Annotated in this window: 16 protein-coding genes and 1 pseudogene; all 17 read left to right on the top strand. The window is 42.8% G+C overall.

Annotated features, from left to right (window positions below):
• Positions 1–118 precede the first annotated feature (118 nt).
• The gene (locus DW251_RS17145) at positions 119–319 is read left to right on the top strand and encodes a helix-turn-helix domain-containing protein (protein WP_021869257.1); all 201 of its coding nucleotides are present in this window, start codon (positions 119–121) and stop codon (positions 317–319) included.
• 101 nt (positions 320–420) lie between these two features.
• On the top strand, positions 421–1,008 hold the full coding sequence (locus DW251_RS17140; protein WP_021869256.1) for a hypothetical protein: 588 nt from the start codon (positions 421–423) through the stop codon (positions 1,006–1,008).
• A 249-nt stretch (positions 1,009–1,257) separates the two neighbouring features.
• Positions 1,258–3,123 (top strand): TIGR03960 family B12-binding radical SAM protein, encoded by a 1,866-nt coding sequence (locus DW251_RS17135; RefSeq protein ID WP_118301852.1) that lies wholly within the window; start codon positions 1,258–1,260, stop codon positions 3,121–3,123.
• A gap of 57 nt (positions 3,124–3,180) precedes the next feature.
• Positions 3,181–3,927: a TIGR03936 family radical SAM-associated protein gene (locus tag DW251_RS17130; protein ID WP_021869254.1), complete on the top strand. Its 747-nt coding sequence runs from the start codon at positions 3,181–3,183 to the stop codon at positions 3,925–3,927.
• A complete protein-coding gene (locus tag DW251_RS17125) occupies positions 3,927–5,117 on the top strand; it encodes a ribonuclease E/G (RefSeq protein WP_118301851.1) in 1,191 nt (396 codons plus the stop codon). The genes DW251_RS17130 and DW251_RS17125 overlap by 1 nt, the downstream gene beginning before the upstream one ends.
• A gap of 12 nt (positions 5,118–5,129) precedes the next feature.
• On the top strand, positions 5,130–6,485 hold the full coding sequence (gene trkA, locus DW251_RS17120) for a Trk system potassium transporter TrkA (protein WP_021869252.1): 1,356 nt from the start codon (positions 5,130–5,132) through the stop codon (positions 6,483–6,485).
• A gap of 13 nt (positions 6,486–6,498) precedes the next feature.
• On the top strand, positions 6,499–7,938 hold the full coding sequence (locus tag DW251_RS17115) for a TrkH family potassium uptake protein (protein WP_118301850.1): 1,440 nt from the start codon (positions 6,499–6,501) through the stop codon (positions 7,936–7,938).
• 179 nt (positions 7,939–8,117) lie between these two features.
• Complete coding sequence (gene rplU, locus DW251_RS17110) at positions 8,118–8,426, top strand: 50S ribosomal protein L21 (protein WP_021869250.1); 309 nt, start codon at positions 8,118–8,120, stop codon at positions 8,424–8,426.
• 11 nt (positions 8,427–8,437) lie between these two features.
• Entirely contained in the window at positions 8,438–8,779 is a 342-nt protein-coding gene (locus DW251_RS17105) for a ribosomal-processing cysteine protease Prp (protein WP_021869249.1), read from the top strand.
• A 3-nt stretch (positions 8,780–8,782) separates the two neighbouring features.
• A complete protein-coding gene (rpmA, locus tag DW251_RS17100; protein WP_021869248.1) occupies positions 8,783–9,073 on the top strand; it encodes a 50S ribosomal protein L27 in 291 nt (96 codons plus the stop codon).
• 117 nt (positions 9,074–9,190) lie between these two features.
• Entirely contained in the window at positions 9,191–10,480 is a 1,290-nt protein-coding gene (gene obgE / locus DW251_RS17095) for a GTPase ObgE (RefSeq protein WP_021869247.1), read from the top strand.
• Between the two features lie 47 nt (positions 10,481–10,527).
• On the top strand, positions 10,528–10,821 hold the full coding sequence (yhbY, locus tag DW251_RS17090) for a ribosome assembly RNA-binding protein YhbY (RefSeq protein WP_118301849.1): 294 nt from the start codon (positions 10,528–10,530) through the stop codon (positions 10,819–10,821).
• Positions 10,822–10,846: 25 nt separating this feature from the next.
• Complete coding sequence (gene nadD, locus DW251_RS17085; protein ID WP_021869245.1) at positions 10,847–11,467, top strand: nicotinate-nucleotide adenylyltransferase; 621 nt, start codon at positions 10,847–10,849, stop codon at positions 11,465–11,467.
• Positions 11,468–11,482: 15 nt separating this feature from the next.
• Positions 11,483–12,082 (top strand): bis(5'-nucleosyl)-tetraphosphatase (symmetrical) YqeK, encoded by a 600-nt coding sequence (gene yqeK, locus DW251_RS17080; protein ID WP_021869244.1) that lies wholly within the window; start codon positions 11,483–11,485, stop codon positions 12,080–12,082.
• A gap of 13 nt (positions 12,083–12,095) precedes the next feature.
• The gene (gene rsfS / locus DW251_RS17075) at positions 12,096–12,449 is read left to right on the top strand and encodes a ribosome silencing factor (RefSeq protein ID WP_021869243.1); all 354 of its coding nucleotides are present in this window, start codon (positions 12,096–12,098) and stop codon (positions 12,447–12,449) included.
• 228 nt (positions 12,450–12,677) lie between these two features.
• A complete protein-coding gene (locus tag DW251_RS17070) occupies positions 12,678–13,016 on the top strand; it encodes a transposase (RefSeq protein WP_118301848.1) in 339 nt (112 codons plus the stop codon).
• A pseudogene (locus DW251_RS17065) lies at positions 13,013–13,395 on the top strand (IS3 family transposase); the annotation flags it as partial. The gene DW251_RS17070 and the pseudogene DW251_RS17065, both read left to right, overlap by 4 nt.

Below are 13,395 nucleotides of genomic sequence, written 5' to 3'. Positions count from 1 at the left end.
ATATTGAATTTTCAAGGTGCGAAGCCCTGTTTTGGTGTGGGAAGTTTTAGTTAGTAACTTATTACCCAAAATATATGTATTTATGTATCTAAAAGATATTATACGAGGAATGATACGTATGAAAGAAAAATTCGAAGGCCGGGACAGCATGGTATATGACCTTGCAGATATTCAGAGAATGCTTAAGATCGGACGTACTGCTTCCTATGATTTTATCGCGAAAGTATATAAGGAAGGGAATCCGTTCCCCGTGTTAAGAGTCGGAAGCATGTATCGTATTCCGAAGGAAAAATTTGATATGTGGCTCTCTGGCAAATAAGAGAATCAGGAGACAATTGCTAAGCTTAGTATCAACAAATAGCCATTCTGTGATATAATAGTATTGGCTATTTGTGATTTATGCGCTAAAGGAAATTACATATGGACAAGGAAAATACAAATCAGAACATTACACCTGTATTTTGGGATGAAAATGACGGGAAATGGCATTTTACGGAGAAGTGCCTGAATCCAGAGTTCCAAATTACATACGTCACAAACCCACATACGTTTGAAACACCAGATGAGGCGATGCAAGCTTATCTGGGATCGTCGCAGAAATTTTCCGAGAAGATGGACCAGATGAAAATGCGGGAAGTAAAAATTCCGACTTTTGCGGAAGAATTAAAAACCTGGTATCATAACGTATTCCTGCTTACAGTGAGCAATTCTTATAGCATTTGTATGGGATATATGCTGTACCATTTTCTGCTTCCGAACCTTGGTAAAATCGGAGAAAAACCGTTAAATAAAGTGGCATGGATGGATATCGATAAGTTAATTGCCATGCCAGTAAAACTGGAAAATGATGAGATCGTTCTGAAGGAAACCCTGATTTTTGAGGTTCCTGGATTTGACGAATATTCGGAAAACTTAATAAAAAGTTCGACGATAGAAGCCCGAAAAATTGATTTCGGGAAAGAATCTATTGCGGAAACACGGGAAATACCGTATAATAATGCGGTCTGATCTGTACATTTAGAGCGGATTTATCCGTAAAATGATGGAAAATCCGAATTGTGCGTATTTCAGAAACAATTTTTTTTGTCGTAAGAGCGAAAAATATTATGTAAACTGTCCGTAAGCGTAAAAACACTTGACAAGAATTTGTGTTTTTACGCTTACGGAAAAGAACAGAGAAAAAGAACTAAAAAGAACCAAAAAACAGCGATGAATACATCGCAAAAAACGTGAGAAATGTAGGTAAAATAAGGCTTTATGAAAAAGTTAGCGTTAAGTGATGAAATTTTATTAACCGTTCAGCAACCCGCCAGATACATCGGCGGGGAAGTGAACTGTGTCATGAAAAATCCGTCCCTTGTGGACATTCGGTTTGCCATGTGCTTTCCGGACGTATACGAGATAGGCATGTCCCATTTAGGCATCCAGATCCTGTATTCCATGTTTAATTCCAGGGAAGATATTTATTGTGAGCGTGTATACAGCCCCTGGATGGATCTGGATCCGATCATGAGGGAGAAGAATATCCCGCTGTTTACCCTTGAGACCCAGGAACCTGTAAAGAACTTTGATTTTCTGGGAATCACTCTTCAGTATGAAATGTGTTATACCAATGTGCTTCAGATCTTAGACCTGGCGCAGATCCCGCTCCATGCAGCAGACCGTGGGGAAGATATGCCAATTGTCATCGGTGGCGGTCCATGTGCCTATAATCCGGAGCCTTTGGCAGATTTCTTTGATATGTTTTATATCGGAGAAGGTGAGACAGTTTACTTTGAGCTTTTAGACTGCTATAAGGAAAACAAAAAAAACGGCGGAAGCAGAAGAGACTTTTTAGAGAAAGCAGCCCAGATTGAGGGAATCTATGTCCCGGCCTTTTATGACGTAGAGTACAATGAAGATGGCACATTAAAAAGCTTTACACCAAACTGTCCAACTGCAAAGGAAAAGATCGTTAAACAGGTAGTAGCTGATATGGACAGTGTGCCATATATTGAAAAACCGCTGGTGCCATTTATTAAGGTGACTCAGGACCGAGTGGTTTTAGAGATCCAGAGAGGCTGCATCCGCGGATGTCGTTTCTGCCAGGCTGGTAATGTGTACCGCCCGTTAAGAGAGCACAGTCTGGAATATTTAAAGCACTACGCCTACGATATGCTTAAGAGTACCGGACACGAGGAAATATCCTTAAGTTCTTTAAGTTCCAGTGACTATACCCACCTGGAAGGCCTTGTAAATTTCCTGATTGATGAGTTTAAGGGCAAAGGAGTAAATATTTCCCTTCCGTCCCTGCGTATTGATGCGTTCTCCCTGGATGTTATGAGCAAGGTCCAGGATATTAAAAAGAGCAGCCTTACCTTTGCGCCAGAGGCAGGTTCCCAGCGCCAGAGAGATGTTATTAATAAGGGCCTTACGGAAGAAGTGATCTTAAAAGGTGCCAGTGATGCTTTCCATGCAGGCTGGAACCGTGTAAAACTGTACTTTATGTTAGGACAGCCTACAGAGACCGTGGAAGATATGGAAGGGATCGCCCTTCTTTCTGAGAAGATCGCAGAGACTTACTATGATGAGATTCCGAAAGATCAGAGACATGGTAAAGTCCAGGTAGTTGCCAGCTCCTCTTTCTTTGTTCCAAAGCCATTTACCCCATTCCAGTGGGCAAGAATGTGTACCAAGGAAGAGTTCTTAGAGCGTGCCAATATCGTCCGCGGCAAGTTCCGTGAAATGAAGAACTTTAAGAGTTTAAAATATAACTGGCATGAAGCAGAACTGACTGTTTTAGAGGGTGTTCTTGCAAGAGGCGACCGCCGTGTAGGCGCTGTGATCGAAGAAGCATACCGCAAAGGCGCTATCTATGATTCCTGGTCCGAGTTCTTTAAAAATGAAGTCTGGATGGAAGCATTTAAGACCTGCGGCGTGGATATTGATTTTTACACCACCAGAGAGCGCAGCTTAGACGAGCTGTTCCCATGGGATTTCATTGATGCCGGTGTTTCCAAAAATTTCTTAAAGAGAGAGTGGCAGAATGCGCTTGATGAAAAAGTGACTCCAAACTGTCGTCAGAAATGTTCTGGCTGCGGTGCTGCCAAATACGGCGGCGGTGTCTGCTTTGAGAAACGATAAGATCGCAAATAGTGCAAATTAACAGATTAATGTAAATATAAAGGAACAAAACAAACAATGATGAAAATTCGTATAAAATTTCGTAAGTACGGCACCATGAAATTCATCGGCCATCTGGATGTTATGCGTTACTTCCAGAAGGCGATCCGCCGATCAGAGGTTAATATCCGTTACAGTGAGGGCTTCAGTCCTCACCAGATCATGTCCTTTGCGGCACCTTTAGGTGTAGGTATCACCAGTAAAGGCGAATATGTGGATATTGAGGTGTTAGATACTGAAAATTCAAAAAAGATGATCGACCGCTTAAATGCAGTGATGTCAGAAGGCTTTGAGATTCTGGAGTACAAGCTTCTTCCTGACGATGCAGCCAATGCCATGTCTATCGTTGCAGCTGCCGACTACAGTCTTGTTTTCCGCCCTGGTTATGAACCGGAAAAGGAAAGCCCGGAAGAATGGTTTGAGAAACTGGTCCGTTTTTTTGACGCTGATCATGTGATGATCATGAAAAAGACAAAAAAAGGCGAGAGAGAAATGGATTTAAAGCCTTTTGTCTATGAACTGAACGTGCGTAAAAATGGGGAGGTTCCTGCGCTCTTTATGAAGGTGTCTGCAGGCAGTGCTGCAAACATTAAACCGGAGCTTGTTTTAGATGCATACTATGCTTCTTTAGGAGAAGAACGTCCTCAGTTTGCTTTTATGACAGAGAGAGAAGAAGTTTATGCAGATACAGCCACAGCAGAAGAAGCTGAGGCTGGCACACATAAATTTGTGACACTTGGAGATCTGGGACAGGATATAGAATAATGGATAAATTAGTCATTACCCGTTTGCAGGGAAAAATATGTACAGCTTCTGTTTCTGACAGAAAGGTGACAGGTATCACCCTGGAAGAGGAAGATAAGGCATCTATCCTTAATAATATTTACATTGGAAAGGTCCAGAAGGTAGTTACAGGCATTAACGCAGCCTTTGTTGATCTGGGCGTGACCATTGGCTATTATAGTCTGGATGAAAATAAAGAACATTTATTTACCCAGCAGGGAAGAAACGGTAAATTAAGGCCCGGAGATGAGATTTTAGTCCAGGTAAGCCGGGATGCGGTAAAAACAAAAGCACCGGTGCTTACTGCTAATCTGTCCCTGCCTGGGCGCTTTTGCGTTCTTACAGCTGGAAAAACAGGCATTGGTTTTTCTGCAAAACTCACCGATACAACCTGGAAAAACCAGATCCGGAAAATACTGCCGGAAAAAGAGTTTGAAGATTTTGGCATTATTATAAGGACCAATGCCAGATCCGGTGATCCGGAACAGATCTTAGAAGAGTGCGAAACATTAAAAATCAGACTGAAGCAGCTATTGAAGGAAAGTTCCAGCCGTACCTGCTACAGCTGTCTGTACAAAAATCTTCCTGCCTATATTACAGGCATCCGCGACTCTTATGCAGGCAAACTGGAGGAGATCATCACAGATTGTCCTGATCTCTATGACCAGCTAAAAGAGTATCTGGAAAACAGCCAGAAGGAAGATGCGGAAAAATTAAAACTGTATACAGATGATCTGCTTTCTCTTGGAAAGCTTTACAGTCTGGAAAATGCTCTTTCAAAGGCACTTGATAAACGGGTATGGCTGAAGTCCGGTGGCTATCTGGTGATCGAGCCAACAGAAGCCATGGTAGTGATCGATGTAAATACGGGCAAATACGAAGGCAAAAAGAAGCTGGAAGAAACCGTATTAAAGATTAATTTAGAGGCAGCAGCAGAAATTGCAAGACAGTTGCGTCTGCGCAACCTTTCTGGTATTATTATGGTGGATTTTATTGATATGAACCAGGAAGCACACAAAGAAGCGTTAATGGACGCTTTACGGGCAGCTGTCGCAAAAGACCCGGTAAAAACAGTTGTAGTAGAAATGACCCGTCTGAATTTAGTGGAGATCACCCGTAAAAAGTTGAGAAGACCACTGTATGAACAGGTGGCTAACAGTACAAGGGAATAGGGGAAAACAAACATGAAGATCATAATTGTAGGCTGCGGTAAAGTAGGAACTACTCTGGCAGAACAGTTAAACAGAGAAAACCATGACATCACACTGATCGATACCGATGATGAGGCATTGAAAAATATTTCTGACAATGTGGATCTGATGAGTGTAACAGGAAATGGTGCGATTTATCAGGTACAGATGGAGGCAGGCATCCAGGAGGCAGATCTGATGATTGCCACCACTAACTCAGATGAATTGAACATGCTCTGCTGTCTGATCGCCAAAAAAGCAGGTAACTGCCATACCATTGCACGTATCCGTAATCCTGAATATTCCGCGGAGATCGGCTATATCAGAGAGGAATTAAACCTTTCCATGGCCATTAACCCGGAACTGGCAGCTGCGAGAGAAATCGCAAGACTTCTGCGTTTTCCGTCTGCTATTAAGATCGAGCCGTTTGCTAAAGGAAGGATCGAGCTGTTAAAGCTTCTCATCCCGGATCATTCCAATTTAGACCAGTTAAAGGTCATGGATGTGGTAAATAAGTTAAAGAGCAATGTGTTGATCTGTGCTGTAGAGCGCGGGGATGACGTTGTGATCCCGGATGGTAATTTTGTGATGCAGAAAGGAGACAAGATCTCATTTATCGCATCCCATACAGACAGTGCGGACTTCTTTAAGAAAGCCGGAATCGTAAACAACTCCGTAAAAACTGCCATGTTTGTAGGCGGTGGAAAGCTGACATATTATCTTTGCAACCAGCTGGCGGATACAAAGATCAAGATCAAGATCATTGAGCAGGATGAAGCACGGTGCAGACAGTTAAGTGAACTGCTGCCAAATGCCATGATCATCCACGGTGACGGTTCTGACCAGCAGGTTTTATTGGAAGAAGGTATCCTTCAGACAGAGGCTTTTGCTTCTTTAACAGGCTTTGATGAAGAAAATATCATGCTTTCCCTGTATGCAGCCAGCAAATCCAATGCAAAGCTGATCACGAAGGTAAACAGGATTGCTTTTGAAAGTGTGATCAATTCCCTGAATCTTGGAAGCCTGATCCAGCCGAAAATGCTTACTGCAGACCTGATCCTTCAGTATGTAAGAGCAATGCAGAATTCTATGGGAAGCAATGTAGAAACTCTTTATAAGATCGTAGCTGACAAGGCAGAGGCGTTGGAATTCCGCGTAAAAGAAGGATCCCCTCTTCTTGGTATTCCGTTGGAAAGGCTGCAACTGAAAAATAATCTGTTAGTAGCCTGTATCAACCGCAGCGGCTGTATTATTACCCCTCGAGGCAAAGATACGATTGAAGCGGGCGATACCGTGATCATTGTTACGACCCATACAGGCCTGAATGATCTGACCGACATATTAAAGTAAAGGGGTTTAGGCAATGAATCATAGTATTATTATTTATATGTTAGGCTGGATCATGAATATAGAAGCGGCGCTGATGCTGATCCCTATCCTGACAGCAGTCGTTTATAAAGAAGGAATTATCAGCTGTTACGCAGGGGTAGCAGTTGTATGTGCAGTTCTTGGTTTTTTATGTACCAGAAAAAAGCCAAAGGTAAGGATGTTTTTTGCAAGGGAAGGCTTTGTACTGGTTTCCTTAGGCTGGCTGGTTCTAAGCTTTTTTGGCTGCCTTCCTTTTGTGTTAAGCGGGGAGATACCTCATTTTATTGATGCTTTGTTTGAAATTGTGTCCGGTTTTACTACTACCGGTTCTAGTATCCTTCCAGAGGTGGAGAAGCTGTCAAAAGCCAGCCTGATCTGGAGAAGTTTTTCCCACTGGATCGGAGGCATGGGCGTTCTTGTATTTATCCTTGCTATTCTTCCCATGGCAGGAGACTATGATATGCACATCATGAGAGCAGAAAGTCCGGGACCTTCTGTAGGGAAACTGGTACCGAAGATCCGTATTACTGCAAAACTTTTGTATATCATCTATTTCTGTATTACAGTGGCAACGGCTGTTTTCTTATTAATTGGAAAAATGCCTGTATTTGATACTATCTGTATGAGCCTTGGCGCAGCAGGTACAGGAGGTTTTGCCTGCCGAAACAGCGGCCAGGCGGGATATACGGTATACCAGCAGGCAGTTTTAAGTATTGCCATGATCCTTTTTGGCATTAACTTTAACGTATATTACCTGCTTCTCATCCGCAAACCAAAAGAAGCATTTAAGTGTGAGGAAATGCGTGGATATCTGGCGATCATCCTGATCGCAGTGGTACTGATTACTGTTAATATCCGCTCCATGTTCCCGTCCCTTTTCCTGGCTGCCCATCACGCATTATTCCAGGTTGCTTCTATTATTACAACTACAGGTTATTCCACTGTGGATTTTGATAAATGGCCGGAATTTTCAAAATGCATTATCGTACTGTTAATGTTCATCGGTGCCTGCGCCGGAAGTACAGGCGGCGGAATGAAGGTTTCACGTATTATGATCGCATTTAAAGAAGCCAAACGGGAAATCTCTACTATGATCCACCCAAGAAGTGTAAAGGTCTTAAAATATGAAGGAAAAGTGATCGGAAATGATACTCTTCGTGTTTTAAACTGCTATATCATCGTATATTTTATGCTGTTTGTAGCGTCGGTCCTTATTGTCAGCCTGGATAATTACGATTTTACCACCAGCTTTACAGCAGTAGCAGCAAACTTCAACAATATTGGACCGGGACTTTCCGTTGTAGGACCTGCTTCCAATTTCTCCATGATGTCCTATCTGTCAAAATCCGTGCTGATCTTTGATATGCTGGCAGGAAGACTGGAGCTGTTCCCGGTACTTGTCCTTCTTTCTCCTGGAACCTGGAAGAGAGGATAAAAACAGCCCTATAAAATATATTGGCGCAGTCCAAAAAAAGCAGTCCAAAAAAATTAAAAATGTCCTTGACATTTGAAAAGTCGGGTGCTATTATACTTGAGTATGCCGCACAGCGAGGTAAAAGATTTCGCAAAGAAACACCGAAGCTGGCGAGTAATGAACATAGGAGGTGCCTTTTTATGTACGCGATTATTGCAACAGGCGGAAAGCAGTACAAGGTAGCAGAAGGCGATGTCATTAAGGTAGAAAGACTGGGCGCAGGCGCAGGCGAGACCGTAACATTTGACCAGGTGCTGGCTGTTAACAACGGCGAACTGCAGATTGGATGCCCAACCGTAGCCGGAGCAACTGTTACAGCAACAGTTGAGAAGGAAGGCAAGGGAAAGAAAGTTATCGTTTACAAGTATAAGAGAAAAACTGGCTATCACAAAAAGAACGGCCACAGACAGCTCTTTACACAGGTTAAGATCGAAAAGATCAACGCTTAATTGTAAATGGTATGATCCAGACGACAGTATTTAAGAAATCCACAGATTCAGGCAATGATCTTTACTGCGGGATCGTGATTAAAGGGCATGCAGGTTATGCTGAAGAAGGTGAGGATATCATCTGCGCAGCAGTTTCTGCACTGGCTATTAATTTTTATAATTCAGTAGAGACATTTACGGATGACGGATTTGAAGGGATAGCAGGACAGGAAGACGTTCAGTTTGACTTCCGCTTTACTTCAGATATAAGCCCTGAGTCACAGCTCCTTATGAATTCTCTTGTTCTGGGACTTCAGAATATTGAGAATGATTATGGAAAATCATACATTAATATCCGATTTAAGGAGGTGTAAGACATGTTAAAGATGAACCTTCAGTTATTCGCTCATAAAAAGGGTGTTGGTTCTACTAAGAACGGCCGTGATTCCGAGTCCAAGAGACTTGGCGCAAAGAGAGCTGATGGACAGTTCGTACTGGCAGGAAACATCCTGTACAGACAGCGCGGTACACATATTCATCCTGGCAACAACGTAGGTAAGGGCGGCGACGATACCTTATTTGCTTTAGTAGACGGAGTTGTTAAGTTTGAAAGAAAGGGCAGAGACAAGAAACAGGTTTCTGTTTACCCAAGAGCAATCAACGAGTAATTCTGAGGGCCCCATACGAATATGTATGGAGCCCCTTTTTTCTGTATCCTCAGTGGTAAAAGCATAGTTTGGTTACTGGGGATCTTCACATTCAACACCAACAGGAGGTGCTGTATAATGTTTGCAGATAGAGCAAAAGTATTTATAAAGTCCGGTAAAGGCGGAGACGGTCATGTTTCTTTCAGAAGAGAACTGTATGTTCCTAATGGCGGTCCTGACGGCGGAGACGGCGGAAGAGGCGGCGATGTTATTTTCCAGGTAGATACCGGAAAAAACACACTGGTAGATTTCCGTCACATCCATAAATATGTGGCAAAAGACGGACAGGAAGGCGGAAAGCGCCGCTGTCACGGAGCAGATGCCGATGATCTGATCGTAAAAGTACCAGAAGGTACTGTAATTAAAGATTTTGAATCCGGAAAAGTCATTGCAGATATGTCCGGTGATAATAAAAGAGAAGTTATTTTAAAAGGCGGAAAAGGCGGCCTTGGCAACATGCATTTCGCAACCTCCACCATGCAGGTTCCCAAGTATGCACAGCCTGGACAGCCTGGACAGGAACTGTGGGTCACCCTGGAGCTTAAGGTGATCGCAGACGTAGGTCTGGTAGGATTTCCAAATGTTGGAAAATCTACTTTATTATCTGTAGTCAGCAACGCAAGACCTGAGATCGCAAACTATCATTTTACCACCTTAAATCCACATCTGGGTGTGGTAGATCTGGGTGATGGCGCAGGTTTTGTTATGGCAGATATTCCTGGACTGATCGAGGGAGCTTCTGAGGGAGTAGGACTGGGACATTCCTTCCTGCGCCACATTGAGCGTACCAAAGTATTAGTCCATGTAGTAGACGGTGCATCTGTAGAAGGAAGAGATCCGTTAGAGGACATTCTGACGATCAATAAAGAACTGGAAGCATATAATCCGGAACTTTTAAAGCGTCCTCAGGTGATCGCAGCTAACAAAATGGATGCCTGTTTCTCAGAAGATGACTCCAACGACATCATTGCCAGATTAAAGGCAGAATTTGAGCCAAAGGGCATTAAGGTATTCCCAATCTCCGCTGTCAGCAGACAGGGCGTAAAAGAGCTGTTATGGCATGTAAATGACCTGTTAAAGACAGTAGATTCCGCACCGGTTGTTTTCCAGAAGGAATTTGAGATCGAGTACCAGGGCGACCGTAACCTGCCTTACACTGTTACAAGAGCAGATGATGGTGCTTATGTAGTAGAAGGACCAAGAATTGAAAAAATGCTTGGTTATACCAACCTTGACTCTGAGAAGGGATTTGATTTCTTCCAGAAGTTCTTAAAGAACACCGGTATTTTAGAAGACCTTGAAAAGGCCGGTATCAGTGAAGGTGACACTGTCCGTATGTATGGACTGGAGTTTGATTATTACAAATAAAATGTGACTATTGATCGTATTCGTTTATATAGATAAAGGAGAAACCAATGACAAGTAAGCAGAGATCCTATTTAAAAGGTCTTGCAATGAACCTGGATCCGATCTTCCAGATCGGTAAGTCCAGCCTTACACCAGAAGTGACACAGGCTGTTTCTGAAGCATTAGAAGCCAGAGAACTTGTAAAGATCACTGTATTAAAGAACTGTCTGGATGATGGCAGATCGATCGCAGAAGTACTGGGCGAGCGTACTCATTCAGAAGTAGTACAGGTGATCGGAAGAAAGATCGTACTGTATCGTCCGGCAAAGGATGAGACAAAGAGAAAGATCGTATTACCTTAATCACAGATGATCGCAGAGGTTTGACATGGCAAAAATAGGAATTTTGGGAGGAACCTTTGATCCTGTCCATAATGGCCATCTTGCCCTTGGGAAACAGGCATATGAGCAGTTTAAACTGGATGAGATCTGGTTTATGCCATCCGGCCATCCTCCTCACAAGAAGAGCCGTCTGGTGACGCAAGGAAAAGAACGGGAAGATATGGTTAAGCTGGCAATTGCGTCAGTTTCCTATTTTGTATATTCCGATTTTGAATTAAAAAGGGAAGGAAACACCTATACAGCGCAGACATTAACATTGCTCAGGGAAGCTTATCCCCAGCATGAGTTCTATTTTATCATAGGTGCAGACTCCCTTTATGAGATCGAACAGTGGTATCATCCGGAACTGGTGATAAAACAGGCAGTTTTACTGGCAGCAGCAAGACCCTATGAAAAAGAACATCCAAATTTTGAAAAGCAGGTAAAATATCTGCAGGAAAAATTTGATGCCAGGATCGGAGTGATACGTTTTGAAGAAATGGATGTATCCTCCAGACAGATACGAAAAGCAGTTGCGCTGGGACAATCTATTAAAGATCTGGTTCCAGGTCCGGTTGCCGGATATATCAGGATACATGGACTTTACAGAGAAGCCTTTGAAGATTAAAGGAGCGAGACAGTTATGCAGATGAGCAATCATTGCAGCCAGATCATGATGCTGCGCAGTAAACTGAAAACAAAACTGGATCCTATGCGTTATGAACATTCACTCAGCGTATCTTTTACCTGTATGAATCTTGCCATGCGTTATGGATATGATATAGATAAGGCAGAACTTGCAGGACTGATGCATGACTGCGGTAAGCGTTTTGCAGATGAGATTATCTTAAAGAAATGTATCAGCCACAAAATTCCTGTGACTGATGCAGAAATGAAGGCACTTCCGGTACTTCACGCCAAGTACGGTGCCTGGCTGGCTGAAAATAAATATGGGATCGAAGATCCGGAGATCATAAGTGCCATTGCCTGTCATACAACAGGTAAGGCGGACATGTCCGTTCTGGATAAGATCGTATATATTGCAGATTATATTGAACCAAGACGCTATAAAGCGGATAATCTGCCTCAGATGAGAAGGCTTGCCTATGAAGACCTGGATCAGACCATGTATGAAATATTAAAAAGTACACTGGAATATCTTGCAAAGAAGGGCGCAGATGCTGATCCTATGACCGCTACAGCTTATGAGTACTTCAAGCAGCTGGTAGCAGCCGAAAAGTAAAAGGAGAAATAGAATGAATTCTAAGGAAATGGTAAAGATCGCCTACGAGGCGTTAAGTGATAAAAAGGGCCAGGATATCAAGATCATCGATATCCAGTCTGTATCTGTTCTTGCTGATTATTTCATCATTGCAGACGGAAGCAACCCAAACCAGGTACAGGCAATGGCTGACAATGTAGAAGAGATGCTTGGCAAAGCAGGCTGCGAATGCAAACAGATCGAAGGCTATCAGAGTGCAAACTGGATTCTTATGGACTACAAAGATATTATCGTGCATATTTTCTGCCGCGAAGACCGTCTGTTCTATGATCTGGAGCGTATCTGGAGAGATGGAAAGACATTTGTGGATGTAAATGAGATTGATTAAATGTTTGTTTAATTCCTTTTATTTCGCGAACATTCCCTCTAATCACGAACAAGGGATAAAATAAGTGTGAAAAATTCCTTTTATATCACGAACAGAAAGGGAAAAACCTGCAAATGGTTTTTCCCTTTTATCGTGAATAAGAGATAAAAATGATGTGGTATAAAAAAAGTTGACACCTCATTCTCAAGGATTTGAGATATAATCAAGAGGATAAGGAGAGTGGACAAAATGGCAGGAAACAGACAATATGACCATGAATACAAAGTACAGGCGGTGAAACTCGCTAAAGAAATCGGACAAGCTAAGACAGCTAAAGAACTGGGAGTGCCAGGGAATACCCTGTATGGCTGGGTACATGCGAACCGTCTTGACAATCTTGATCTTGGAGCTGGCTCACAGAATCCACAAAGTGCCATGACGCTTAATGAAGAACTTTTAAGGCTCCGTCAACAGGTAAAGGAATTGGAGAAGGAAATCAGACTTTTAAAGAAAGAAAACGACTTTCTTGAGGAAGCCAGTGCTTTTTTCGCCGCGAGCCGTCTGAAGTCAGCAAAAACGAAAGAATGAAGTTTATTGCATTAAAAACAAAAGACGGCAGCTCCAAAGGAAATATTACCTTTTTCTGCAGGGTTCTCCATGTCAGCAGACAGGGATATTACCAGTATCTTGTCATGAAAGACCGCCCATGGAAATATCAGCCACTGGCAGATGCCATGAAAGATATACTTACAGAAGATATCTGCAATGATACGTATGGCCGTACCCGCATGTATCAGGCATTGACGATGAAACAGCCGAAAAGTGTGGATATTCCCAGTGAACGCACTGTTTACCGTGTCATGGAAGAGATTGGGATCAGTCATCATCCCAGACGCAAACCGAACGGGATCACGAAAGCGGACAGGGAAGCCAGAAAATCAGAGGATCTGTTAAAGCGTGATTTCCA

It is taken from the genome of Clostridium sp. AM22-11AC (assembly GCF_003473545.1).
In the GTDB taxonomy this organism is placed as follows: Bacteria; Bacillota; Clostridia; order Lachnospirales; family Lachnospiraceae; genus Enterocloster.
The sequence above is the reverse complement of the archived record's forward strand: the minus strand, read 5'-3'. Positions and strand labels throughout refer to the sequence as shown.

What these genes read in the sequence shown, in the direction of transcription:
- DW251_RS17140 (WP_021869256.1), top strand. Translation starts at nt 421, where the DNA reads ATGGACAAGGAAAATACAAATCAGAACATTACACCTGTATTTTGGGAT.
- yqeK (WP_021869244.1), top strand. Translation starts at nt 11,483, where the DNA reads ATGCAGATGAGCAATCATTGCAGCCAGATCATGATGCTGCGCAGTAAA.
- rplU (WP_021869250.1), top strand. Translation starts at nt 8,118, where the DNA reads ATGTACGCGATTATTGCAACAGGCGGAAAGCAGTACAAGGTAGCAGAA.
- DW251_RS17070 (WP_118301848.1), top strand. Translation starts at nt 12,678, where the DNA reads ATGGCAGGAAACAGACAATATGACCATGAATACAAAGTACAGGCGGTG.
- obgE (WP_021869247.1), top strand. Translation starts at nt 9,191, where the DNA reads ATGTTTGCAGATAGAGCAAAAGTATTTATAAAGTCCGGTAAAGGCGGA.
- nadD (WP_021869245.1), top strand. Translation starts at nt 10,847, where the DNA reads ATGGCAAAAATAGGAATTTTGGGAGGAACCTTTGATCCTGTCCATAAT.
- DW251_RS17135 (WP_118301852.1), top strand. Translation starts at nt 1,258, where the DNA reads ATGAAAAAGTTAGCGTTAAGTGATGAAATTTTATTAACCGTTCAGCAA.
- trkA (WP_021869252.1), top strand. Translation starts at nt 5,130, where the DNA reads ATGAAGATCATAATTGTAGGCTGCGGTAAAGTAGGAACTACTCTGGCA.
- rsfS (WP_021869243.1), top strand. Translation starts at nt 12,096, where the DNA reads ATGAATTCTAAGGAAATGGTAAAGATCGCCTACGAGGCGTTAAGTGAT.
- DW251_RS17105 (WP_021869249.1), top strand. Translation starts at nt 8,438, where the DNA reads ATGATCCAGACGACAGTATTTAAGAAATCCACAGATTCAGGCAATGAT.
- rpmA (WP_021869248.1), top strand. Translation starts at nt 8,783, where the DNA reads ATGTTAAAGATGAACCTTCAGTTATTCGCTCATAAAAAGGGTGTTGGT.
- DW251_RS17130 (WP_021869254.1), top strand. Translation starts at nt 3,181, where the DNA reads ATGATGAAAATTCGTATAAAATTTCGTAAGTACGGCACCATGAAATTC.
- DW251_RS17145 (WP_021869257.1), top strand. Translation starts at nt 119, where the DNA reads ATGAAAGAAAAATTCGAAGGCCGGGACAGCATGGTATATGACCTTGCA.
- yhbY (WP_118301849.1), top strand. Translation starts at nt 10,528, where the DNA reads ATGACAAGTAAGCAGAGATCCTATTTAAAAGGTCTTGCAATGAACCTG.
- DW251_RS17125 (WP_118301851.1), top strand. Translation starts at nt 3,927, where the DNA reads ATGGATAAATTAGTCATTACCCGTTTGCAGGGAAAAATATGTACAGCT.
- DW251_RS17115 (WP_118301850.1), top strand. Translation starts at nt 6,499, where the DNA reads ATGAATCATAGTATTATTATTTATATGTTAGGCTGGATCATGAATATA.